Source organism: Klebsiella planticola, assembly GCF_000783935.2.
In the GTDB taxonomy this organism is placed as follows: Bacteria; Pseudomonadota; Gammaproteobacteria; order Enterobacterales; family Enterobacteriaceae; genus Klebsiella; species Klebsiella planticola.
This window is the reverse complement of the sequence record NZ_CP026047.1, coordinates 5384458-5408518: the sequence shown is the minus strand read 5'-3', so window position 1 is coordinate 5408518 and position 24061 is coordinate 5384458. Positions and strand designations below refer to the sequence as shown.

Genomic DNA, 24061 nt, shown 5'->3' with positions numbered 1-24061 from the left:
ACATCTTGTCATTTGGCCAGTAAGTGTTGCAAAATACGCGGCCTGAAAAAATAGAAACTAGCCGACGCTTTTTTAAAGTGTCGGTTATTTTTTTGCTTTAAAGACACATCATTCAATACCAAGAGGCCGGGCTTCGTACCGGATAGATATTTACTAAAAACCGACAGTCGTTGTCGCTGAGGAATACACTAAAATGGGGCAATTTTTTGCTTACGCGCTGGCCTTCGCCGTAAAAGGGGATAACCACCATGTCGCATAACGCTACTCCAAAAACCTCTCGCGTGGAATTACGTAAAACGCTTACGTTGATTCCGGTTGTAATGATGGGCCTGGCCTATATGCAGCCGATGACGCTGTTCGATACGTTTGGTATCGTCTCTGGTTTGACCGACGGTCACGTCGCGACGGCTTACGCCTTCGCACTGATCGCCATTCTCTTTACGGCACTGAGCTACGGTAAACTGGTTCGTCGTTTCCCGTCAGCGGGTTCCGCTTACACCTACGCTCAGAAATCCATCAGCCCGGCCGTGGGCTTTATGGTGGGCTGGTCATCGCTGCTGGACTATCTGTTCATGCCGATGATCAATATTCTGCTGGCCAAAATTTACTTTGAAGCGCTGGTGCCTTCAATTCCTTCGTGGATCTTCGTTGTCGCGCTGGTGGCCTTTATGACCATCTCTAACCTGCGCAGCATCAAGACCGTAGCGAACTTCAACACCCTGATCGTTATCCTGCAGATGGGGATCGTGGCGGTGATTGTTGGCCTGATTATCTACGGCGTGATGCACGGCGAAGGCGCAGGCACACTGACCAGCACCCGTCCGTTCTGGTCTGAAGGGGCGCACGTGGTGCCGATGATTACCGGTGCGACCATTCTGTGCTTCTCGTTCCTCGGCTTTGATGGCATCTCTTCGCTGTCTGAAGAGACCAAAGACGCTGAGCGCGTGATTCCGAAGGCTATCTTCCTGACTGCGCTGATTGGCGGCCTGATTTTCATCGGCGCCTCTTACTTCCTGCAGCTCTATTTCCCGGATATCTCGCGCTTTAAAGATCCGGACGCATCACAGCCTGAAATTATGCTGTACGTCGCGGGTAAAACCTTCCAGTGGGGCGTGCTGATCTTCTCCAGCGTGACCGTGCTGGCTTCCGGTATGGCCGCGCATGCAGGCGTTTCTCGTCTGATGTACGTCATGGGCCGCGACGGCGTGTTCCCGACCCGTTTCTTCGGCTACGTCCACCCGAAATGGCGTACTCCGGCGTGGAACGTGCTGCTGGTTGGCGCGATTGCTCTGCTGGCGATTAAATTCGACCTGGTGACGGCGACGGCGCTGATTAACTTCGGGGCGCTGGTGGCATTTACCTTCGTTAACCTGTCGGTGATCTCCCAGTTCTGGATCCGTGAAAAGCGTAACAAGACGCTGAAAGACCACTTTAACTACCTGTTCCTGCCGGTGTGCGGCGCCCTGACCGTGGGTGCGCTGTGGATTAACCTGGAAGAGAGCTCAATGATTCTGGGCCTGATCTGGGGCGGTATTGGTCTGGTATACCTGGCCTGCGTGACCAAAAGCTTCCGCAACCCGGTACCGCAGTACGAAGACGTGGCGTAACCATCGCCCGTAGTGATTCAAAAAGCCGGAGGGAAACCTCCGGCTTTTTTGTTTCCGACGCTCGCGGATTTCCCCGTGATGGCTGACGTCTTACCGGGGCTACAGGGGAGAGCTGTCCGGTAGCCGGAAAGAAGCGACAGACCGGGTCGCTAGTACAGAGCCAGTAGGCCGGGAAAGGCGTCAGCCGCCAGCCGGTAGAAATGCGGGCACATATCCCGAAGGGTTGACTTCACCTGCTACATCACCTTCAAAAGCGCATCCAGCAGCCCGGGAAAGCGCGCGTCGAGATCCTCCCGGCGCAAGGAAATCATATTCTCCCGTCCCTGAGGGCGCTGCCAGATGACCCCGCTATCGCGCAGGACGCGCCAGTGGTGGGTCATCGTCGACTTGGCGATGTCTTCATGACGCAATGCGTTACAACTCTGCTCGCTGCCGTCGGCCAGGATGCGAACGATCTCCAGGCGCATCGGGTTACCAAGGGCAAAAAGAACATTTTCCAGGCGAATGTGTTCACGTTCGGGGTGATTGGCGATCATAATATTCCTGTGTCGGCGGTTGCGCGGCTCCCGGGAGTCGCAGCCCGTATCGGCGGCTGGCAGGTAATATATCCAAACTGAGGGTCTAACGCCACGCGTGCAAGCCGCCGCTTCACCAATGACAGTGATAGTAAAAATAGTTCGAATATACTCGTACAATTGTACTATGATGGCGGCAGTTAACCACTCTGCGGCACAATTTGGCCGCTTACTGACAGTCAAAATGACTAAGGACGCATCATGCCCCGACCCATCCCTCTCGAACGTTATCGCAACATCGGTATCTCCGCGCATATCGATGCCGGTAAAACCACCACCACCGAGCGCATTCTGTTTTACACCGGAATGAGCCACAAACTGGGTGAAGTACACGATGGCGCGGCAACCACTGACTGGATGGCGCAGGAGCAAGAGCGCGGAATTACCATTACCTCCGCCGCGGTGAGCTGTTTCTGGCCCGGCATGGACCGTAGCTTCGAGCCGCATCGCATCAATATTATCGACACCCCGGGCCACGTGGATTTCACCATCGAAGTGGAGCGCTCGATGCGCGTGCTGGACGGTGCGGTGATGGTCTATGACTCCGTCGGCGGCGTGCAGCCGCAGTCGGAAACCGTGTGGCGACAGGCGAATAAATATCACGTTCCGCGGCTGGCCTTCGTCAATAAAATGGACCGTCCGGGCGCTGATTTCTTCCGCGTCGTGCAGATGATGATTGACCGCCTGAAGGCAAATCCTGTGCCGATCGTGATCCCTGTTGGCGCCGAGGAGCATTTCACCGGCGTGGTGGACCTCATCAAAATGCGCGCCATTTTATGGGATGACGCGACCCAGGGGATGACCTTCAGCTATGCGCCGGTACCGGACGAGCTGCTGGCAACCGCCCGACAGTGGCGAGAGAAAATGGTCTCCGCAGCGGCGGAAGCTAACGATGAGCTGATGGATAAATATCTTGAGAGCGGCGAACTGAGCGAGGCCGATATTGTGGCCGGGCTGCGTAAACGTACCGTTGGCGGCGAAATTCAGCCGGTGCTGTGCGGCAGCGCCTTTAAAAATAAAGGCGTACAGCGGATGCTGGATGCGGTTATCGAACTGATGCCTTCGCCGCAGGATGTGCCGGCGATTGACGGCGTTGATGAGAAAGGGCAGCCGGCGGAACGCCATCCTGGCGACGACGAACCATTCTCGGCGCTGGCGTTTAAACTGATGACTGACCCGTATGTCGGCCAGCTGACCTTTATTCGTGTCTATTCCGGCACCCTGAAAAAAGGCGACGCGGTTTACAACCCGGTCAAAGGTAAGAAAGAACGCATCGGGCGTATTGTGCTGATGCATGCCAACGATCGCCACGAAGTGGATGAGCTGCATGCCGGGGATATTGCCGCCTGCGTCGGGTTGAAAGATGTCACCACCGGCGACACCCTGTGCGATCCGAATGCGATCATTACCCTGGAACGGATGGAGTTCCCGGAACCGGTGATTTCGTTAGCGATTGAGCCGAAAACCAAAGCGGATCAGGAAAAAATGGGGATTGCCCTCCAGCGCCTGGCCTCTGAGGATCCCTCTTTCCGCCTGCATACTGATGAAGAGTCCGGGCAGACAATTATCTCCGGGATGGGCGAACTGCATCTGGAAATTATCGTCGACCGGATGAAGCGTGAGTTCGGCGTTGAGGCGAATATCGGCCGTCCACAGGTGACCTACCGCGAGACACTGCGTAAAACGGTGAAAGAGGTGGAAGGGAAATTTGTCCGTCAGTCCGGCGGGAAAGGGCAATATGGTCATGTTGTACTGACCCTCGAACCGCTGGCGCCGGGGAGCGGCTTTGTGTTTGAAGACGCAACGAAAGGCGGCGTGGTGCCGCGCGAGTACATTCCTTCGGTGGAGAAAGGCTTGCGCGAAGCGATGGGCACCGGCGTGCTGGCGGGTTATCCGGTGGTCGATGTCAAAGCGACCCTGACATTTGGTTCGTATCATGATGTCGACTCATCGGAAATGGCCTTCCGCATGGCGGCGATTTTCGGCTTCAAGGAGGGGGCGCGCAGAGCCGATCCGGTGATTCTCGAACCGGTGATGCATGTGGAGGTGGAAACGCCGGAAGAGTACGCCGGGAATATTATGGGCGATCTCTCTTCTCGTCGTGGCATGGTGCAGGGGATGGAAGAGCGATTCGGCAGCCAGATTATCCGCGCGGACGTTCCGCTGGCGGAAATGTTTGGCTATTCCACTACGCTGCGCTCGATGTCGCAGGGACGAGCGACATACAGTATGGAGTTCCATCACTACGCGGAAGCCCCGCGCAACGTGGCAGACACGATTATCGCCAGCCGCGCCAAAGGCTAAATCACCGTTTCCGGGTTGCGGCTCTCGCCTGATCCGGGCGACGGGACCGTGCGGCATGGGGGTTTATCGCCCGGACAAGGCGCAGCAAGCGCCGCCTCCGGGCACTCCCGCAACTTAGACAATCTCCTGCGCGTACTGCCACAGCGCCTTCAACTGCCCGAGCTTTTCACTGTCCTGTTGATGCTGTTGATACAGCATCTGCAGCTCATCGGCATAGGCCTGCAAAAACGCCGGCGTAAACACCTCGCGACGATGCTCTAACCAGCGCTGCTGCTCGGCCTCGTCAAGGCTGCCGGGGAAGTTACGGGCGCGGTAGTTAAACAGCAGACGCTCTATCCGTTGGTCGGCAAAAGTAATATCCAGCGCCGGCAGGTTACGCGGCTCGGTTTCCAGCACAATTTTCATCGCCGCGCGGTCGGCATCGCTGAAAAAGCCGTTATAAAGCTGAGTATCGACGTTGTCGGAGGGAACAAACGGCTCCGCTTCAGCGAAAATAGCCACCACGTTTTCCCGCACCTGCGGATGACTGCGCAACAGCTGCAGGTTATCCAGACAGCGCTGGCGGTTAATCCCCAGACGGTCGGCATCCTGCGGGCGTAGCGTATTATCCTGGGCCAGTACCGGGCATTTATTGAGATGAACCAGCTTAACCGGCACCGCCGCCAGCTCGCCCAAATCGGCTTTTGGCGTGTACAGCCGCTCGCGCAGGGTATCGGCATCCAGTTCCAGCAGCGGCGTCATGTCGCCGGCCAGATCGACCATGATCACCGCATTGCGGTTATCCGGATGCCAGGCCAGCGGTGCCACCAGGCTGGTGTTGCCGCGCGCCGCGCCAAACATGCCGGAGACATGGACCAGCGGCTTCATGTGCGCAACGTCGATCAGCGTCGCCAGCTTGCGCTTGTTCCGATGACTGTAGAGATAGTCAAACAGACGCGGTTGCCGGGCTTTGACCAGTTTTGCCATGGCGATGGTGGCATAAACGTCGGCCATCGCGTCGTGGGCGTTGCTGTGTTCAATGTCGTTAGCGACGGTCAGATGCTCAAGGCGAAAACTCGGCAGACCCTCGTCGTTCTCCGGCCAGTTGATCCCTTCCGGGCGCAGGGCATAGCAGGCGCGCATCACATCCAGCAGATCCCAGCGCGAGTTGTCGTGCTGCCAGCTCCAGGCGTAGGGATCGTAAAAGTTACGATAGAAAATATTACGGCTGACCTCATCATCGAAGCGCACATTGTTATAGCCGACGATGCAGGTTTTCGGCACCGTGAACAGATCGTGAATCCGGCGGGCAAAGGCGGCTTCATTGTCGCCTTTGGCGTTCGCTTCCTGCGGAGTGATCCCGGTTATCATTACCGCCTGCGGCTGCGGCAGATAGTCGTCGGCCAGTTTGCAGTAGAAAACCTCCGGCTCACCGATGATATTCAGTTCGGCATCGGTACGAATGGCGGCGAACTGGGCCGGTCGATCGAGCGCAGGGTGGGTGCCGAAGGTTTCGTAATCGTGGAATAAAAATCCGGGCTGGTTGGCGCTATCTTGCATAATCTGTTCATTTTCCATGGTGGCTGGCACCCGTTATGGTAAACGATTTACCTGGGCATCAGAAGGGCGTTGGCTGCGCGGCGCTTCCGCCGTGTCATATTTTCTTGCAATTAAACCCTGATTTGAAAGGAGAACTTCCGTAAAAAGGACGGCGAATCTGTCAATTTAGAGGATATGCCGTTGAAAGGCCGTTTTTTTATTGCTGTAACTTTGCTCGCTTCGAGCGTTTCTTGCGCATTTGCTGCCAATGATTTCCCCGTCACCGTGCCGCCACCGTCCATTCAGGCGGGCTCCTGGGTACTGATGGATTACACGACCGGGCAGATCCTGACTGCGGGTAATGAACACCAGCAGCGCAACCCTGCCAGCCTGACCAAACTCATGACCGGATACGTCGTCGATCGCGCCATCGACAGCCATCGCATCTCCTTTGACGATATGGTGACCGTCGGCCGCGACGCCTGGGCGAAAGGCAACCCTGTCTTCGACGGCTCGTCGCTGATGTTCCTTAAGGCCGGCGATCGGGTCAGCGTACGTGATTTAAGCCGCGGCCTCATCGTCGACTCCGGCAATGATGCCTGCGTGGCGCTGGCTGATTATGTCGCGGGCGGCCAGCCGCAGTTCGTGGCGATGATGAACGAGTACGTAAAAAAACTGCATCTGCAGGATACCCACTTTGAAACCGTGCATGGCCTGGATGCGCCGGGCCAACACAGCTCGGCGTACGATCTGGCGGTGCTGTCGCGGGCTATCATTCACGGCGAGCCTGACGTTTATCACATGTACAGCCAAAAAAGTCTGACGTGGAACGGGATTACCCAGCAAAACCGCAACGGGCTGCTGTGGGATAAGACCATGAATGTTGATGGATTAAAGACCGGGCATACCTCCGGCGCCGGCTTTAACCTGATTGCCTCCGCAGTGGACGGCCAGCGGCGCCTGATTGCCGTAGTGATGGGCGCCGATAGCCCGAAAGGGCGCGAACAGCAGGCGGCAAAACTACTGCACTGGGGTCAGCAAAATTTCGACACCGTTCAGGTGCTGCAAAAGGGCAAAAAGGTCGGCAGCGAACGTATCTGGTACGGTGATAAAGAACAAATCCAGCTGGGCACCGATCAGGATTTCTGGCTGGCGCTGCCGAAGTCGGAAGTGCCGCGTATTAAAGCCAGGTACGTGCTGGACAAAAAAGATCTCGAGGCGCCCATTGCCGCAAATCAACGGGTCGGGGAAATCTCACTCTATGACGGCGACAAAGTGGTCGCGCACTGGCCGCTGGTGACGCTGGAAAGCGTCGGCAAGGGCGGGGTGTTCTCGCGGATGAGCGATTATCTGCATCACGTGCTGTAACCGCCACGCCCCGCACGGGGCGTTTTTTTGGCTCATTTTTCGCTCCCCTCCATTGGCCACTCTGTGAATCAGCGCACATACTGATGTGCATCACCTGGCTACAGTATATGTACATTTATACAGTTGTTATCACTGGTGGAGGCAATATGAACTACAGCGTGAAGTCCGTCGGCAAACGTACCATTGCCGGTTTTCATATGGTGGGACCCTGGGATCAGACCGTTAAACAGGGGTTTGAGCAGCTCATGGCATGGGTCAGCGGCCGTCAGATTCCGGCACAGGAGTGGGTAGCCGTTTACTATGACAATCCCGATCGGGTTCCAGCGGAGAAGCTGCGCTGCGATACGGTGGTCACCGTGGCAGACGATTTCGTCATTCCACCCAACAGCGAAGGGGTCATTCTCACTGAGATTGCCGGGGGAGAGTATGCAGTCGCCAGCGCGCGGGTGGAGAATCACGACTTCTCGACGCCGTGGCTGGCGTTCTTCAATAGCCTGATGCAGAGCAAAGAGTATCAGCTGGCGGAAAAACCCTGTTTTGAGGTCTATCTCAACGACGGCAATCAGGACGGTTACTGGGACATCGAAATGTATGTCGCGGTCGAACGGGTGGTGAAATAAGCGTTTACCCCCGCAGTGGACAAGGTTTTTTACATTAGCGTACTGCTTACATTGAAAAAGCAGTTACAATTGGCCTTTGCTTCCTGCCGCCGTTTGCTTGCTGGAGAGGTCTGTGCGCGCTGATAAATCACTTAAGCCTTTCGAAATCCGTCTGTATCGCCACTATCGCGTGGTGCATGGCATTCGAATTGCTTTGGCCTTTGTCCTCACTTTTTTACTGGTTCGTTTGCTGAATGTACCGGAAGGGACGTGGCCTCTGATCACCCTGGTGGTGGTGATGGGGCCGATTTCGTTCTGGGGCAACGTGGTGCCGCGTGCCTTCGAGCGTATCGGCGGCACTATCCTCGGCTCGGCACTCGGGCTGGTGGCGTTAAAGCTTGAGCTTATCTCCTTACCCGTCATGGTGCTGTGGTGCGCGGTGGCGATGTTCCTCTGCGGCTGGCTGGCGTTAGGGAAAAAACCGTACCAGGCGCTGCTCATCGGCATTACGCTGGCGGTGGTGGTGGGCGCGCCGCCTGGCGATATGCACACCGCGCTATGGCGAAGCGGCGATGTTATCTTTGGTTCCCTGCTGGCCATGCTGTTCACCGGCATCTGGCCGCAGCGGGCGTTCTTGCACTGGCGAATCCAGATGGCAAATTACGTCACCGCCTTCAACCGGCTTTATCAGGCCGGGTTCTCCCCTAATCTGGTGGAAAGACCGCGGCTGGAAAAACATCTGCAAAAAGTGCTTAACGATGTGGTGAAGATGCGCGGGCTGATTACCCCGGCGAGTAAAGAAACCCATATCCAGAAAGCCATTTTTGAAGCCATTCAAACCGTGAGTCGTAACCTGGTCTGCATGCTGGAACTGCAGATCAATGCATACTGGAGCTCGCGTCCCGGTCATTTTGTGATGCTGAACGCCCACACGCTGCGTGAGACCCAGCAGATGACCCAGCAAACGCTGCTGACGATTGCGCATGCGCTGTATGAAGGTAATCCACAGCCGATTCGCGCCAACACGGAAAAACTCAATGATATCGTCGCCGAACTGCGCGAACTCATGAAAGAGCACCAGGGAGATAGCCTGGCGGAAACCCCGATCCACGGCTACGTCTGGCTGACGATAGAACTGGCGCGCCAGCTTGAACTGCTGTCGAATTTAATCTGCCGGGCTTTGCGTAAATAAAAACCAGATGCGCGCAATTTGCCCACAGGTTGCTTCGATTCAGCAGCATTTAGGGTTATGATAAACGTAAAGGAAAAAACATTGTCATCCGCGGCTGCTAACAGTTATGTTAGCCCTATATAGCAGTCGCTTTAGCGAATCCGAATCTCAAATATTAGGGGTGTAAAAATGGAAACAACTAAGCCTTCTTTCCAGGACGTACTGGAGTTTGTTCGTCTGTATCGTCGTAAGAACAAATTGCAGCGTGAAATTCAGGACGTTGAGAAAAAGATCCGTGATAACCAGAAGCGCGTACTGCTGCTGGACAACCTCAGTGACTACATCAAACCGGGCATGAGCGTTGAAGCTATTCAGGGCATCATCGCCAGCATGAAAAGCGATTACGAAGATCGTGTTGATGACTACATCATCAAAAATGCCGAACTGTCGAAAGAACGTCGTGACATTTCCAAAAAGCTGAAAGTCATGGGCGAAGCGAAGGTCGAAGAGTAATCGCATCGTACCTGCCCGGCGGCGGCTCTCGCCGTCGGGAATTATCCCCTCTCTGATTTATCTCCTTCTCCCGGCGGCGAACCGCGGCGTCACGCCAGTTTTCATGCGCGACCGCGTTCACAACGGGCTATGGCAAATCACCTGAAAGTGCTACGAGGAACATGATGGACAATCTTTCGGCCTTGATCGCCGACATTCCGCTGCCGGACCGCGCGGCGATGGCTCAGGCGCAACAACATCTGGATGGTTTATTAAAACCACCGGGCAGCCTGGGGCGACTGGAGGCGCTGGCAGTCCAGCTGGCCGGAATGCCGGGGCTGCGGGGACAGCTGCAGCTGGCGGAAAAAGCCATTGTGGTGATGTGCGCCGATCACGGCGTCTGGCACGAAGGGGTGGCGATCTCGCCGCAGGCCGTCACGGCGATTCAGGCGATAAACATGACCCGCAAAAATACCGGCGTCTGCGTACTGGCGGCCCAGGCGGGCGCGCAGGTGCATGTGGTCGATGCCGGTATCGACGCGGATCCGATCGCTGGTCTGGTGGATATGAAAGTGGCGCGCGGCAGCGGCAATATTGCCCGGACGGCGGCAATGAGCCGGGAACAGGCAACGGCGCTGCTGCTGGCCAGCATTCGCTATACGCGAGAACTGGCGGCGCAGGGCGTACGCGTGTTCGGCGTTGGTGAACTGGGGATGGCGAACACCACGCCTGCGGCGGCGGTCGTCAGCGTGCTTACCGGTAACGATGCGCAGGATGTGGTGGGCATCGGCGCTAACCTGCCGGTATCGCAGCTGGGACACAAAGCCGATGTCGTCCGCCGGGCAATTGCTGTGAATCAGCCGCAGGCAGACGATGGCCTGGACGTGCTGGCGAAAGTCGGCGGATTTGATTTGGTGGGGATGACCGGCGTGATGCTGGGCGCTGCCTCCTGCGGACTGCCGGTTGTGCTGGACGGTTTCCTCTCCTATGCCTCCGCCCTGGCAGCCTGTCGTCTGGCTCCTGGCGTGCATTCATATCTGATCCCTTCACATCTGTCGGCGGAAAAAGGGGCGCGTATTGCGCTGGAACATCTGCAGCTGAAGCCCTATCTGGATATGGATATGCGGCTGGGAGAGGGGAGCGGCGCCGCGCTGGCGATGCATCTTGTGCAGGCGGCGTGCACGGTATTTAACGAAATGGGGACGCTGGCGGAGAGTAATATCGTCCTGCCGGAAAGCCGCTAAGCCGGTCTCAGGGCGACGGCCGTCGCCCTGAATCTTTGCGGATTTACAGCGCGTTTTGCCATACGCTTTGCGGCAGCAGATAGACATTCGCTTCCGCGTTCATGCCGTCCGTTACGATGTGATGAATCCCGCTGGCCATGACGGCCAGAGTCACGTCAAAGGCGTTGAGGCTGTCACCAAATCCCGCGGTCAGATTCAGCATTGAGCCGTTGGCCATCAGGTAGACGGTTTTATCGCCCATCCGGTACGCATTAATATACGGCATCACCTCATCGTGGCTGAACTGACGCAGGTAGCCGCAGTCAATCTCTTCCGCAACGTGGCCGACATTGAGAATAAATACGCCATCTTTGGCGTTATCCAGCGCCGTGCTATTGACCACTTTCTTCGCACCGGTTGCCGTGGCGACCACATCTGCCGAGGCGATGGCATCCTGTAAATCAACAACATGCCAGCCATCATAGGCCGCCTGCAGGCGACGGGCGGGATCGATCTCTGCCACCATCACCTGTCCGCCAAAGGCTTTTGCTGCCGCGGCAACGCCTTGTCCCACCAGACCGTAGCCAATGACCAGCACTTTCTTCTCATGCAGCGTCAGATGAGTCGTCTGGAAGAAGGTATGCCAGGCCGTAAGACCCACCATATGGCGGTTATGCAGTCCCTCTTTAACCGGGAGATCGTCCCAGTTAAAGATAGGGTAGCCGGGACGAATATCGCCCAGGCGGCTGACGCCGGAGCCAGTTGCTTCCAGACCGGCGACGATGTTGCCAAATTCGCCGCGCTGGTGCAGCAGAGTGGTGATATCGGCGCCCATTTCACACAGATGGGTCGGGCCCCAGGCGATCGCTTTTTCCCAGGAGTGCTGCCAGTCGGCATCGCTCATGTCGCGCCAGGCGCAGGCTTGTGCGCCGCGCTCTACCAGCCAGGCGACAACGTCGTCCTGAACGGTGGTGGGGTTACAGGTGGTCAGAAAGACTTGCGCCCCTTTCTCCAGTATCCCCTGCACCAGCGGGATCATTTTCATATCCAGATGCATGCAGCAGGCCAGTCGGACATGGCTCAGATCGGGAAGGGCGGCGACCTGACGCAGCGTGCGCGGCATATTCTGGCTGGCCCATGCCACGTCTTTCACTAAATTTGTCTTATTATTCACTGTATTGTGACCTTCAATCCGTAGAGTGGGTTAAATCCCGGTGGGGAAATGATTCTAACGTAGTGTTCCGGGATCGCATAACGGCGGCGTATCGCTAAATTCAGTGGGGGGGAAGTAGCCCTGCGAAAGATATGGTTGTTAAAATATGGTTAAAAAATGAAAATAAAATATAAGTAATTTATATGACGTGAGTGAGTCATTCGATGTTAAGCGTTTTACCGACCGCACTGTTTTCGCGGGTCCGCATTTTTCTTGGGCGATTAAAGCCGCATGCTCTGCCCGTTGCCAGAAAACATATCCTCCTCGGTTCGATAGGTGCCGGTACGGGGCTGGCCGTCACCAGCATGTTCAGTCACTGGCTGCTGGGTGAGATGAATCTGTGGTTTATTGCGCCGATGGGAGCCTCTGCGGTCTTGCTGTTCGGCGTGCCAAGCAGTCCGTTGGCGCAGCCGTGGTCAATCGTCGGGGGCAACGTGGTTTCGGCGTTGATCGGTGTTACTGTCGGGATGTGGGTGCCTCAGCTTGCCCTGGCCTGCGGTCTGGCAGCCGGACTGGCCATCGCCGCCATGTATTTTCTGCGCTGTCTGCATCCGCCCGGCGGCGCCGTTGCGCTGACGGCGATCCTCGGCGGAGCGGGGGTTCACAGCGCGGGATACCACTTTGTGCTGACGCCGGTACTGCTAAATTCAGCGATGCTGGCGCTACTGGCAATCATCTTCAACAACCTGGTCGGGCGCCGCTATCCCCACTCTTTGGCGGCTGAAGAGGTTAAGCCCAAAGTGGTGCCGCTGGGGCTACCGGTGACTCGTGAAGATATTCATGCCGCGTTACTCGACGGTCAGTTCCTTGATATTGATGAGGATGACGTGCAGGAACTGCTGGAAAATATCGAGCAAAAGGCACGGATGCGGATGGCCGCCGCGCCGAAGGCATAACGGCACGGGGCCCGGGAAGGTTAAAGCTCTCCGGTCATATATTGGGCGACGCCGCGGCCAAAACTCCAGTCGCCTTTCTGGTTACCGATCACGGAAATCATCAGGTCATCAGCGCTCAGTCCGCAATGTTCCTGCAGCTCAGCGAGCAGGGTGGCGTAGAAGAGCTGCTTTTGTTCTTCGCTACGCGGGCTGGTGTACACCCGCACGACCAGCAGCTTGTTGCTGCGCGTGAATCCCAGTCCGGTATCCTCAATCACCATATGGTGAGCTTTGTTTTCGTGAACAATCTGGTAGCGATCGCGCTCCGGCACCTTAAACGCATGAATAACCGCGCGATGTGCGGCATCCAGCAGGGTGGTAAGTTCGTGTTCGCTACGACCTTCAATCACATCAAATATCAGTAACGGCATGGCAGGTACTCCTTACTTCCAGGGTGGATAAGCTGACTTCCGCGATGCTAATCCATGTTCTGCCGGGCAAAAACCGCTATAGTGGAATTCATTGTTTATACAGGTGAACAATCGAGATGAGTGAAATTCGCCCGGAGAGTTACTGGACCCATCTGTACTGGCTGACGGTGCTGGAAGAGCAAAAAAGCTATACCCGCGCGGCGGAAAAACTGGCGGTCAGCAAGTCGGCGATCAGTCAGAAAATTAGCGAGCTGGAACGGATCACCGGCAAAAAGCTGGTGCATCGCACCACGCGGAATGTGACGCTCAGCGAGGATGGCCTGCGGCTGGTGGCGGAGCTGAACGAACCTTTCGGGCAGCTGCGCGATATTTTCGCCGGTACCTGTGATGAAGGCGGACCGCTGCGGGGAACGCTACGGGTCACGGCGCCGGTCGCCTTTTCCCGTCAACAGCTGGTCCCGGCGATTACGCCATTTTTGCACCAGCATCCGCAGCTTCAACTGCAGCTGGAGGTGACCGACCGGCTGGTATCGCTGGCCAGCGAGGGATTTGACGTGGCGATTCGTCACTGCCGCCGCGAAGCATTGCCGGAGACCCACGTGGCCTGGCCGCTGTGCAGTACGGCGACGCTGATCGTCGCCTCGGCAGAGTATATCCGCCGTTTTGGTCGTCCGGACTCCCCGGAGACGTTGCGCCATCATCAGTGTCTGACCTATCCGCGCGGGGCGCAAAGCCCGCAGTGGACGTTTGAGTCCCGCGAGCAACCGGCCGAACGGGTGAGTGTCAAGGTTCATGGCCCCTTCGCCACCAACAACAGCGAATCGCTGCGTGATGCGGTGCTGGCAGGGCTGGGTATTGCGCTGCTGCCTGATTTCAGCGCCCGGGAGGCCATCGGCCGCGGGCTGGTGCAGGAGTTACTTCCAGGCTGGCGGCCGGTTGAGGTTTTCGCGCCACAGCTGTACGTCATTCGGCCCTATGCACCGCGCGTGTCACGTGCGGTAGAGACATTCAGCCACTATTTGAAGCATACCTTCAGCTGAAAAGCGCCAGCTGTTCCGTCAACGCCTGGTGAAAGCGGGGAAGTAAGTCTGTTTCACCGGGCAGCAGCTGCGCCAGCGTCACGGTCTTATCAGTACGATAGACCCGGCCACTGTTGAGGTGGGCTTCAAAATCGTTCGCGGCCTGATGTGCGCCGATCAGATCGGTATCCACTAAAATCACCGCATGAGCAAGGACCACATGTCCTCGATCCTCGGCCAGCGGCCGCCAGTACTGGGCTGTACCGACAATTTTGCGGGCATGATCGCCCTCGCCGCAGGCCAGGTTGTAGCGGCCGTCGCAAAATGACCCCGTCACCGCCTGATAATGACTCCCGACGCCAAACGTCGCCAGCGTGCGCTGAAGTAGCCCGCAGAGCTGCAGATAGATAGGTTCTGCCGCTTCGCCCAGCGGTTGCGTGACCGGCCAGGCGAGGCTGAGATTGATAATCCCGGGGCCCTGTGGGACCAGTCCACCGCCGGAGCGGCGAAGCCACACCGGCCAGCCGCGGCGGGAAAAAAGCGCGCTGACGGCACTGAGTTCACTGAATTTACGATAGCTGCCAGGCACCACCAGTCCTTGTGGAGCCTGCCAGAGTTGCGCCACCGCTTCGCCGCGGCGAGCTTGCTCAAACAGCGGCTGCTCAGCCAGCGTCGGATCAGGGCAATAGAGCAGCGGTAGCGGTTGGGGATGAAACTGTGCGGGCCAGCAGGCCGGGCGGTTGTCCTGAGTCATAAGGTCTCCATGTTCACGGCGGTTTCCCGCCGCGCACCGTGCAATCAGGGGTGAGGGTTCTTTTTCATCAACATGGCGGTGAGGGCAGAGAGCAGACAGCCGCCGGTCAGGTAAACCGCCACGCTGTGCCAGGAGCCACCGGAGAAGGTGACCAATGCCGCGGCAATAAATGGCGTAAAGCCGCCGCCAATGACGCTGGCGACCTGATATCCGACGCCGGCCCCGCTGTAACGATAGCTGGCGCCAAACATCTCGGTGAACATCGGTTGCTGAACACAAACCACCATATCATGGGCGATATTGGCCAGCATCAGGGCAAAAAAGAGGATCCAGAAGTACGACTGGCTTTCCAGCGCCATAAAGAACGGGAACGCGCTGAGCGTGCCGATGAGCGCACCGGTAATGTAGATCCGCCGGCGGCCGAAGCGATCCGCAAGCCAGGCGAAGCAGGGGATTGTCAGACAGCTGATTCCGCCGACCAGCAGACCAATATTAAGGAACAGTTCACGCGGCAGGCCGAGGTTCTGCGTTGAGTAATTCAGGGCGAAGGCGGTGACAATATACATGGTCAGCAGTTCGCACAGACGCAGGGCGATAATCAGTAAAAACGCGCCGGGGTGACGGAGCAGGGCCTCGACGACCGGCAGGCGCTTTTTGGCCGTCTTTAGCTGCGCTTCCTGCTGCTGATGTTCAAACTCGGCAGATTCGGCCATGCCGTTGCGGATCCACAGCGCGACTAACACCAGCACCACGCTGAACAAGAACGGCAGGCGCCAGCCCCAGCTGAGAAACTGCTCGTTAGTGGTGTTCGCGCTGATCAGCGAGACCAGGCCGGTGGAAAGCAGCAGGCCAACGCCGTAACCCACCTGAACCCCGCTGCTGTAGAAGGCTTTTTTATTTTTGGGCGCACTTTCTACCGCCAGCAGCGCCGCACCGCCCCATTCTCCGCCGACGGCGAAGCCCTGAATAGCGCGTAGGGTGACGAGCAGCACGGGGGCCCACCAGCCGATTTGGTTGAAGGAAGGGAGCAGACCAATGCAGGCGGTCGCAATTCCCATCATCCAGACGGTCATCATCAGCATCCGTTTGCGGCCAAGGCGATCGCCGAAATGACCGAAGATAATGCCGCCGAGGGGACGAAACAGAAAGCCGACGCCGAAAGTGGCAAAGGCGGCCAGCGTGCCCATTGCCGGGCTAATCTGCGGGAAAAATTCGCGGTTAAACACCAGCGCGGCGGTGATGCCGTAGAGTAAAAAATCGTACCAGTCAACCACGGCGCCGGCAAAGCTGCCCCAGGCCGCTCTTCTGGCGCGATTGAGTGAACATGTCTCCTTGCCGGGGCGGGAGGAAATAAGCGTTGAGTCCATACCTGTCCTGTCTGTTGCCGTGTTTATCATTATTGGAATGAGACGCAGTCTTAGCGGCGTCAGTACAAAGACTACCGCGCTCCAGGATGAGAGAAAAGATTTTTACCGAAAGTGCTGCCTTAATGGCAAAAAATGTGCTTTTTATCGTCAGGTGTAAACAAAGGTTCAGAGTGTTCTGGAAAGAGAAAATATTTTTAATCGAGAACCTCACAACCCGCTGCTGACGTCTTTTAAGAATTGACCTTAATGGTTTACAATTAACTTATCTCCAATTCCGGAATGGTGAGCTAAATGCGTCTACTTTTCGCAGTTTTATTTTGTGTTATGGTTTTGCCTAATGCTTTTGCAGAAAAACTGCCTGCCCCTACGGGGAAGCCCGTTTTAACCATTTCCGGCTTGATTGGAAATACAAATGCAGGCGATACCGCGGTTTTTGACCTGGCGGCATTAGAAAAACTGGGGATGGAGACTATTGTCACCACCACGCCCTGGTACTCAGGAAAAGTGCGTTTTGAGGGCGTTTCCCTTAGCAAACTCATGGATTTAGTCGGTGCCAGGGGCAAGACGGCCAAGGTCATTGCCTTAAACGACTATACGACGATGGTCCCGCTCGATGATTTTCGCCAGTTCCCTGTTATCCTCGCGCTAAAATTAAATGGCGAATATATGCACATCCGCGATAAAGGCCCTTTATTTATTGTTTATCCGTACGATAGCAGCCCTGAACTGCAAAACCAGGTTTATTATTCCCGTTCGGCGTGGCAAGTCTCAAAAATTATCATTGAGTAAGGGTTTGATCTTGAATCGAATACTTACCGGGATTATTTTGTCGCTGTTCATCATCACCGGATACATTACGTATCTGGTGCATGAGCGGCAAAGTGAGTTACAGAAATTAACCCGCTATACGGACTCCTGGTCAGTCGCCCAGATAGTTTCCGAGTATATGCGGCTGGAGTCGAGTTTAGGCGCATTCGCACTTGGCGTGGAGAGCGCAGACCGCGATCAGGTACGTCTGCGTCTCGATATTATGTTGAGCCAGATAGAGCTGTTGCAGCAGGGCGAACTGAAGAATTTTATTCATAAAGATGCCGGGCGCCAGGCCACCGTCGATAGTTTGATCGCTATTTTGCAGCAGCTCGATAGCGGGCTGGATAAAATGACACCTGCTCAGATTAAGGCGGTGTTAGGCAAGATGAGAGAGATTGACGGCCCGATGACCTCGCTTGCTTCCACCTCGCTGGTGCAGGGGATTGACGTTGTTAATCATACGCACGATAAAATTCAGAATCTGTATTACATCTATTCAATTATCTCCATCCTGTTGATTACAACCTGTATCACGTTGGGGCTGTTGATGCTGCGACAGAATAACAATCTGCGGCGTGCCCACGTGCGAATGAAGCTGCTGGCCGACGATCTGCAGCTGTCAAAAGAGAAACTGCAGGTGCAAAACCGCCGTCTGCAGTACGATGCCTACCATGACTCGCTGACCGGGATGCCTAACCGGCTCTCCTTCTGGCAAAAGCTGCAGGAAATTGTCAATCAGGTCAGGCCTTACGATGGCTGTGCCGTGGTGATGCTTTTCGACCTCGATAATTTTAAAGATGTAAACGATACGCTGGGCCACGATTCCGGCGATAAACTGCTGCAGGAACTGGCCAGCCGCCTGTCGTTTTTCCGTAAAACCGCGGAAACGCTCTATCGTCTGGGAGGCGATGAATTCGCCCTGATCTCCTGCGACCTGAGCGAAGAGATGGCGCTGGAACGGGCGATGGTGATCCGGGAAAAAATCATCCAGCCCTATCAAATCTATGACTCGATGATCAACATTGATGCCTGCATCGGCATCGTGCTTTCCGATCGCGAAACGCGCACCGATTATTTATATAAATGCGCCGATCTGGCGCTGTATGAGGCGAAAAAAGAGGGCGCAGGTACCGTCAAGGTCTTCCGTGCCGGCATGCTGCAACGTCTGCAGGAGAATAAATCGTTTGAGGATGACCTGCTGCAGGCGCTCGGTAATGGTGAATTCCGGGTTTATTACCAACCGATAGCCGACACGGTCAGCGGCGAAATTTACGGTTATGAAGCGCTGGTGCGCTGGTTCCATCCGGTGCGCGGCGTGGTTCCGCCGAGCACCTTCATTCCGATTGCCGAGAAAACGGGCATGATAAACGCCCTCGGCGAGTGGGTGCTCAGCACCGCCTGCGAAGAGGCGGCGCGCTGGTCATCGCCGCTTAAGGTCTCGGTAAACGTGTCGCCTATTCAGTTGATTAACAGTTCGTTGACCGATGTGATTGTCAGCGTATTGAAAAAAACCGGCCTCGACCCGCATCGTCTGGATCTGGAAATTACCGAGTCGGATGTGTTCAATGAAAACACCCGCTCCTTAGAGATCCTCAGCCAACTGCGTGAGCTCGGGATTCAGATTTCGATTGATGATTTTGGTACCGGCTACTCGTCATTGTCGCGGCTGAGCTATTTCCCGTTCGATAAGATAAAAATCGATCGCTCGTTTGTGATTAATATTCCTCTGCAAAAAGACGATCTCGATATTGTGCGTCTGATCATCAGCATGGGGAAAAGTTTACATATGCGTATTGTCGCCGAAGGCGTCGAAACAGAAGAACAACTCCATTCGCTGCAACAATTAGGTTGCGATCTGGTTCAGGGTTATCTAATTGGTAAACCTGGCCCTCTGAACACACCGGCTAAATAAATTATCGCCTCTCCTGTCTTATCGCGGATCTGATTCACAGGTCCGTCCATTCTTATATTTCAAAAAAACTAACCCTTATTGAGTATTAACAGGGGTAGAAACTTATCATCTTTAAAAATAATACCCTCAGTGATTAAAAGGGGTATATCATATGCAACATATTTCACCGTTCCCACCGCACGCAAGGGTGCGGAAAGCGAGGCCGAATCATGCAGCGAATTATTATTCCCACCCATTATGTTCATACGCGAACCACGCCCCTGTGGACGAAAGAGACGGCGCCCGCCTCTATCTGGCAGCGGCATCTTGATGCAGGAACGCGGCAGGGGGTCTATCCCCGTCTGGCTGTGATGCAGGGGGCTATCCGCTATTACGGCTATGCCGATGAGACCAGCCCGCAGCCGGTGGCAACGCTGACGATTGAAGCCGGACAGTTTGGCGTATTTCCGCCGGAGAAATGGCACCGAATTGAAGCATTGACTGAAGACACCGTCTTCAATGTGGATTTTTATGTCGATCCTCAAATTCTGATAGAGGGATAAGGCTGCACCTATGAACAACGAAAATAGAGGTTATTCCCTGGCTGTTGCTAACGGCAACAATAATGACAGGCAAGAGAAAGTCTATTTGAAGCCGATGGCGCTATATATTCCCGCCATGGCTGAGCAGGCGCTGGCAGAACTTGTTGCCCCGCTGTCCTCTGACAATACGCAGGGAAAGGGGTTCACGCTGTCGGTGACCAATAATAATAATGGCGTATCGGTGGATAAAGAGTTTGCCTCCCTGAATGAGCTGCAGGCGCCGGGCGTGGCTGCCGATGCCGTCAAAGATCTGATTAATATCGTGCGCGGTTATGAATCGGATGAAGAGACCAACGTCTGCGGCTGGTAGTTTACACGCGAAACATCGGGCAGACACCCTGGGTGTCTGCTTTCTTCACCGGCCAGCCCATCTTAGCGGGTGATCTTGTCATTTCCGCGCTTACCTCTGTCATCTGAAAAGCCGTATCTGACGCTCCTTCGGATAGATTTTCGTACGACAGGCTTATGTTCCCGGTACGGTCCCGTCGCCTGCTGTTCCCTCGTTTTTATGCGCGTCTCCGTTTGTTTATATAACTAACTAGTTGGTTATGTGATTGTCGTCGTATTTACCCAAAATATTAATTTATATAATGCTTTGTTGAGAAAGTTGATGCTCAATTTATCTGGTTTAACGTTTTTCAGGCATAAAACACTGAGGTCACACAGATGAGTCAACCCGACAGCCGTAAACTATCCCTCAATACCGCCACGGTGCGGCAGAAATGGAAACTTGATCAGATCATTGAAGGGTGCGCCCGGCATGAGATCCGTGGCATTGCGCCATGGCGCGATCAGGTGCAGGCGCTGGGGCTAAAAGAGTCTGCGCGTCTTATCCGCCATCATGACCTGCTGCTGAGCGGCTATTGCCGCGGCGGGATGTTTCCCGGTAGCACCCCGGAGGAACGCAGGGAAAAAGCGCTGGATAACCGACGGGCGGTGGACGAAGCGCTGGAGCTTGGCGCACCCTGCCTGGTGCTGGTGGTCGGAGGGCTGCCTGCGGGATCGAAAGATTTACTCGCCGCCAGGCAGCAGGTGCGCGATGGCCTGAGCGAGCTGCTGGACTATGCGCGCCCGCTCGGCATGCCGCTGGCGATCGAGCCCCTGCATCCGATGTACGCCGCCGAGCGCGCCTGCGTAAATACTCTGGCCCAGGCCAACGATCTTTGCGACGAATTGGGCGACGAGGGGCTGGGTATCGCCGTGGATCTCTATCACACCTGGTGGGATCCGCAGTTTCAGCAGCAGATTGAACGGGCCGGCGTCGAGCGGCTGTTGGCTTTTCATATTTGCGACTGGTTAGTGCCCACTACGGATATGCTGCTGGATCGCGGCATGATGGGGGACGGAGTTATCGACATCCGTAGCCATCGCCAGGCTATCGAGGCGCTGGGCTACACCGGTCTGCACGAAGTGGAGATCTTCTCCAGTAACAACTGGTGGCAGCGGGATCCGGATGAGGTGCTGGCCATCTGCAAGCAACGCCACCGCGAATTTGGCTAGGGGAGGGGGTTCCCAGAGCGGTTACTCTGGGAAATCAACGCCTCGTCTTATAATCCTCAGAGGCCATAAACCGTCAGCAGATTTTTCATTCGCCGGGTAGCCAACTGTGGGTTTTGCAACAGACCGGCCTGGTCCGCCAGGCGGAAAATCTCGGCATAGTGGCTAATCTCGCGTGCCGCCTGCATCCCGCCGGCCATCGAGAAATGGCTCTGGTGGCCGTTGAGCCACGCCAGAAATACAATGCCCGCTTTGTAATACTGCGTCGGCGCTTTAAAGATTTCCCGCGACAGGGCGACAGTGGGGTTCATCAGACGATAGTATTCCCCGCTATTGCCCTGCGCCAGTTCGTTGAGCGCCGCGGCGGCAACCGGGGCGATAGCGTCGAAAATACCTAACAGCGCATGCGAGTAATGGCCATCCTCTCCGGCAATCAGTTCGGGATAGTTGAAATCGTCGCCGGTGTACATTTTCACCTGCGAAGGCAGACGCTTACGGAAGGCGACCTCTTTTTCTTTACTCAGCAGCGAAATCTTAATGCCTTCCACTTTATCGACGTTGTTGGCGATGATCTCAAGCACGGTATCCGCGGCGGCGGCAAAATCCGTCGATCCCCAGTAGCCGGTTAGCGCCGGGTCAAACATCTCTCCCAGCCAGTGGAGAATAATTTTATCCTGGCTCTGTTCCAGCAGACGGTTATAGACGGCAAGATAATCCTGCGGCGTTTTGGCCACTTTGGCTAAGGCCCGGCTGGCCATCAAAATGATTTTGCCGTTATGTTTTTCGACCAGTTCCATCTGCTCTTCATAGGCCGCGATAACTTGTTCCAGCGTGGTGGCGTGGGCCGCCTCCAGCTGATCGGTTCCCACGCCGGCGGCAAGGTCGGCACCGGGTACGGTTTGCGCCTCTTGCAGCGAGCGGATAATCAGCTCTTTGGCGATCTCCCAGCTTACTCCCATCCCGCGCTGCGCGGTGTCCATTGCTTCGGCAATATTAAACCCCAGGCGCCAGAGATGGTGGCGATAGGCCAGCGTCGAATCCCAGTCTATGCGCGGATTGTTCAGCCAGTCCGCCCCCTGATGCTGCGGGTCGATCACCACGTGGGCGGCGGCATAGGCGATACGGTTAAACGCGGGGGTGATAACCGTCGGGCGTTCTTCTGTGGTCACCAGCTGATAATCGGTGATAGTCCCTTGTAGGGTAGGCAGGTGAATGTTAAGCATACTGACTCCTTAGTTAAGTATCTGTTTAGTTACTTATAGGTGTACTTTTTGCCCACAGAAAAGTCAAGATACTCACGGCTAAAGTGATAAGCCGGGCAGCCAATGGTGAGCTGGCCGCTGCCTGTCATTGCAATATTTGTCGCCTAGTTAACAACAATTATTTAACAGGATTGACAACCATATTTATCCATTGTAGTAACTATCTGGTTATTTAATTAATGTGTTCGGATGTCGTGAAAAACAGACGGCATGACTAATAGCTGGCAGGAGGATGACCATGTATTTGACTGAAACCCATCAACAGATCCGCGAGATGACCCGTAAGTTTGCCGACGAGGTCATTCGGCCTCAGGCGGAAGAGCTGGACAGAGAAGAGCGTTTTGCCGCGGAGATCTACCAACAAATGGGGGAACTGGGGCTGTTCGGTATCACCGTTCCGGAAGAGTACGGCGGCGTCGGACTGGATGCGGTTGCCTATGCCGTGGTGATGGAAGAACTGTCGCGCGGTTACGCCTCGATTGCCGATCAGTGCGGCCTGGTCGAGTTGCTGGGAACGCTGTTGTCAAAATACGGTGATGATGCGCAACGCGCCCAGTGGCTGCCGGGCCTGCTGAATGCATCGTTGAAAGGGGCCTACTGCATCACCGAAGCCGGGGCCGGTTCCGATGTTTCAGGGATTAAAACCACCGCGACCCGTACTGCGGATGGCTGGGTGCTGAACGGAAGTAAGCTGTGGATCCATAATGCGCCGGTGGCCGATGTGGCCTTTGTGCTGGCGCGCACGGATAAAGATGCCGGTCACCGCGGTATGAGCATCTTTATTGTCGATTGCTCCCGCGACGGTGTCTCCCGTGGCCCGAAAGAGCATAAAATGGGTCAGCGCTCATCACAGGTGGGCGAACTGCATTTCAACCAGGTCAGGCTGCCGGCACAGGCGCTGCTGGGGCCGGAAAACCGCGGCTTCCACATTATGATGAGCGTGCTGAATAAAGGTCGGGTGGGCATCGGCGCGCTGGCGGTCGGCATTGCCCGCGCCGGGCTGGAAGCGGCGATCGCGTATGCGAAACAGCGCGAACAGTTCGGCAAACCGATTGCTGATTTCCAGGGCGTACAGTTTATGCTGGCGGATATCGCCAAAGACACCGAGGCTGCTCGCCTGCTGGTGCATAGCGCGGCCTATAAAATTGACACCGATGCGCCAGATACTTCGATTGCCTGCTCGATGGCGAAATGCTTTGCCGGCGATGTCGCGGTGCAGCACAGCGGCAATGCGGTGCAAATTTTTGGCGGCGGCGGCTATATTCGCGGCGTGGAGGTGGAACGCCTGTACCGCGATGCCAAGATAACTCAAATCTATGAAGGGACTAACCAGATTCAGCGCATGATTATCGGCCGCAATTTACTGGCGTAATCCCTATTGCCCGACAGAACAGGCACCCCAGACGGGGTGCTTTTTTTTGCCGGTAGCCGGCATATGGTGGGAAGGGGGCAGAACGCAGGCACAGAAAACCCCGGCGCTGCC

24 protein-coding genes are annotated in these 24061 nt (G+C 55.9%); 16 read left to right on the top strand and 8 right to left on the bottom strand.

Annotated elements, in window-relative coordinates; genetic code table 11:
- Positions 1–193: 193 nt before the first annotated feature.
- Positions 194–259: a membrane protein YoeI gene (gene yoeI / locus MC50_RS29315; RefSeq protein ID WP_099002043.1), complete on the top strand. Its 66-nt coding sequence runs from the start codon at positions 194–196 to the stop codon at positions 257–259.
- Entirely contained in the window at positions 249–1607 is a 1359-nt protein-coding gene (locus MC50_RS26040) for an APC family permease (protein ID WP_032686803.1), read from the top strand. Before yoeI ends, MC50_RS26040 begins: the two co-directional genes overlap by 11 nt.
- A 236-nt stretch (positions 1608–1843) precedes the next feature.
- On the opposite strand, the gene MC50_RS26035 is transcribed toward MC50_RS26040, so the two are convergent.
- Positions 1844–2143 (bottom strand): ArsR/SmtB family transcription factor, encoded by a 300-nt coding sequence (locus tag MC50_RS26035; RefSeq protein ID WP_004864510.1) that lies wholly within the window; start codon positions 2141–2143, stop codon positions 1844–1846.
- A 240-nt stretch (positions 2144–2383) separates the two neighbouring features.
- Between MC50_RS26035 and fusA the strand changes: the two genes are divergently transcribed.
- A complete protein-coding gene (fusA, locus tag MC50_RS26030) occupies positions 2384–4486 on the top strand; it encodes an elongation factor G (RefSeq protein WP_032686804.1) in 2103 nt (700 codons plus the stop codon).
- Positions 4487–4600: 114 nt separating this feature from the next.
- On the opposite strand, the gene sbcB is transcribed toward fusA, so the two are convergent.
- The gene (sbcB, locus tag MC50_RS26025; RefSeq protein ID WP_032699224.1) at positions 4601–6025 is read right to left on the bottom strand and encodes an exodeoxyribonuclease I; all 1425 of its coding nucleotides are present in this window, start codon (positions 6023–6025) and stop codon (positions 4601–4603) included.
- A gap of 110 nt (positions 6026–6135) precedes the next feature.
- Positions 6136–6306, bottom strand: coding sequence for a hypothetical protein (locus MC50_RS28970; RefSeq protein ID WP_223306675.1), 171 nt, complete (start codon positions 6304–6306; stop codon positions 6136–6138).
- Here MC50_RS28970 and dacD point away from each other — a divergent pair.
- From dacD to cobT, 5 genes are all read left to right on the top strand, one after another.
- A complete protein-coding gene (gene dacD / locus MC50_RS26020) occupies positions 6236–7372 on the top strand; it encodes a serine-type D-Ala-D-Ala carboxypeptidase DacD (protein WP_228304853.1) in 1137 nt (378 codons plus the stop codon). The genes MC50_RS28970 and dacD overlap by 71 nt on opposite strands.
- Before the next feature lie 146 nt (positions 7373–7518).
- Complete coding sequence (gene sbmC, locus MC50_RS26015) at positions 7519–7992, top strand: DNA gyrase inhibitor SbmC (protein ID WP_032686806.1); 474 nt, start codon at positions 7519–7521, stop codon at positions 7990–7992.
- Between the two features lie 112 nt (positions 7993–8104).
- Entirely contained in the window at positions 8105–9163 is a 1059-nt protein-coding gene (locus MC50_RS26010) for an FUSC family protein (RefSeq protein ID WP_004864501.1), read from the top strand.
- A gap of 168 nt (positions 9164–9331) precedes the next feature.
- Positions 9332–9655 carry a DUF496 family protein gene (locus tag MC50_RS26005; protein WP_004864499.1) on the top strand — a complete coding sequence of 108 codons (324 nt, stop codon included), beginning with the start codon at positions 9332–9334 and terminating at the stop codon, positions 9653–9655.
- A 164-nt stretch (positions 9656–9819) separates the two neighbouring features.
- Positions 9820–10878 (top strand): nicotinate-nucleotide--dimethylbenzimidazole phosphoribosyltransferase, encoded by a 1059-nt coding sequence (gene cobT, locus MC50_RS26000; RefSeq protein ID WP_032699203.1) that lies wholly within the window; start codon positions 9820–9822, stop codon positions 10876–10878.
- A gap of 43 nt (positions 10879–10921) precedes the next feature.
- Here the strand turns inward: cobT and MC50_RS25995 are convergent, their stop codons facing one another.
- Positions 10922–12031: an adenosylhomocysteinase gene (locus MC50_RS25995; RefSeq protein ID WP_032686808.1), complete on the bottom strand. Its 1110-nt coding sequence runs from the start codon at positions 12029–12031 to the stop codon at positions 10922–10924.
- Positions 12032–12234: 203 nt separating this feature from the next.
- Here MC50_RS25995 and MC50_RS25990 point away from each other — a divergent pair, with 203 nt between their 5' ends.
- Complete coding sequence (locus tag MC50_RS25990; RefSeq protein ID WP_032686810.1) at positions 12235–12966, top strand: HPP family protein; 732 nt, start codon at positions 12235–12237, stop codon at positions 12964–12966.
- Positions 12967–12986: 20 nt separating this feature from the next.
- On the opposite strand, the gene MC50_RS25985 is transcribed toward MC50_RS25990, so the two are convergent.
- A complete protein-coding gene (locus MC50_RS25985; protein WP_047665302.1) occupies positions 12987–13376 on the bottom strand; it encodes a tautomerase family protein in 390 nt (129 codons plus the stop codon).
- A gap of 116 nt (positions 13377–13492) precedes the next feature.
- On the opposite strand from MC50_RS25985, the gene MC50_RS25980 reads away from it, so the two are divergent.
- A complete protein-coding gene (locus MC50_RS25980) occupies positions 13493–14416 on the top strand; it encodes a LysR family transcriptional regulator (protein ID WP_047665300.1) in 924 nt (307 codons plus the stop codon).
- Here MC50_RS25980 and MC50_RS25975 read toward each other — a convergent pair.
- Together MC50_RS25975 and shiA are read right to left on the bottom strand one after the other, a co-directional pair.
- The gene (locus MC50_RS25975; protein WP_047665298.1) at positions 14409–15149 is read right to left on the bottom strand and encodes a lipoyl protein ligase domain-containing protein; all 741 of its coding nucleotides are present in this window, start codon (positions 15147–15149) and stop codon (positions 14409–14411) included. The genes MC50_RS25980 and MC50_RS25975 overlap by 8 nt on opposite strands.
- 44 nt (positions 15150–15193) lie before the next feature.
- Positions 15194–16516, bottom strand: a complete 1323-nt coding sequence (gene shiA, locus MC50_RS25970; protein ID WP_047665295.1) for a shikimate transporter — start codon at positions 16514–16516, stop codon at positions 15194–15196.
- 291 nt (positions 16517–16807) lie between these two features.
- Between shiA and MC50_RS25965 the strand changes: the two genes are divergently transcribed.
- The 5 genes from MC50_RS25965 to MC50_RS25945 all read left to right on the top strand — a co-directional run bounded on the left by MC50_RS25965 (position 16808) and on the right by MC50_RS25945 (position 21319).
- Positions 16808–17305 carry a molybdopterin-dependent oxidoreductase gene (locus tag MC50_RS25965; protein WP_004864483.1) on the top strand — a complete coding sequence of 166 codons (498 nt, stop codon included), beginning with the start codon at positions 16808–16810 and terminating at the stop codon, positions 17303–17305.
- 10 nt (positions 17306–17315) lie between these two features.
- Complete coding sequence (locus tag MC50_RS25960) at positions 17316–19238, top strand: putative bifunctional diguanylate cyclase/phosphodiesterase (RefSeq protein ID WP_032686816.1); 1923 nt, start codon at positions 17316–17318, stop codon at positions 19236–19238.
- 209 nt (positions 19239–19447) lie between these two features.
- Positions 19448–19780 (top strand): DUF1971 domain-containing protein, encoded by a 333-nt coding sequence (locus MC50_RS25955; protein WP_032686817.1) that lies wholly within the window; start codon positions 19448–19450, stop codon positions 19778–19780.
- A gap of 10 nt (positions 19781–19790) precedes the next feature.
- Entirely contained in the window at positions 19791–20129 is a 339-nt protein-coding gene (locus MC50_RS25950; RefSeq protein ID WP_032686818.1) for a DUF1869 domain-containing protein, read from the top strand.
- Positions 20130–20485: 356 nt separating this feature from the next.
- Complete coding sequence (locus tag MC50_RS25945) at positions 20486–21319, top strand: sugar phosphate isomerase/epimerase family protein (protein ID WP_032695361.1); 834 nt, start codon at positions 20486–20488, stop codon at positions 21317–21319.
- Between the two features lie 56 nt (positions 21320–21375).
- Here MC50_RS25945 and MC50_RS25940 read toward each other — a convergent pair whose 3' ends face one another.
- Complete coding sequence (locus MC50_RS25940; RefSeq protein ID WP_032695360.1) at positions 21376–22539, bottom strand: dihydrodipicolinate synthase family protein; 1164 nt, start codon at positions 22537–22539, stop codon at positions 21376–21378.
- 277 nt (positions 22540–22816) lie between these two features.
- On the opposite strand from MC50_RS25940, the gene MC50_RS25935 reads away from it, so the two are divergent.
- On the top strand, positions 22817–23950 hold the full coding sequence (locus tag MC50_RS25935) for an acyl-CoA dehydrogenase family protein (RefSeq protein WP_032686821.1): 1134 nt from the start codon (positions 22817–22819) through the stop codon (positions 23948–23950).
- The last annotated feature ends 111 nt before the right edge of the window (positions 23951–24061 follow it).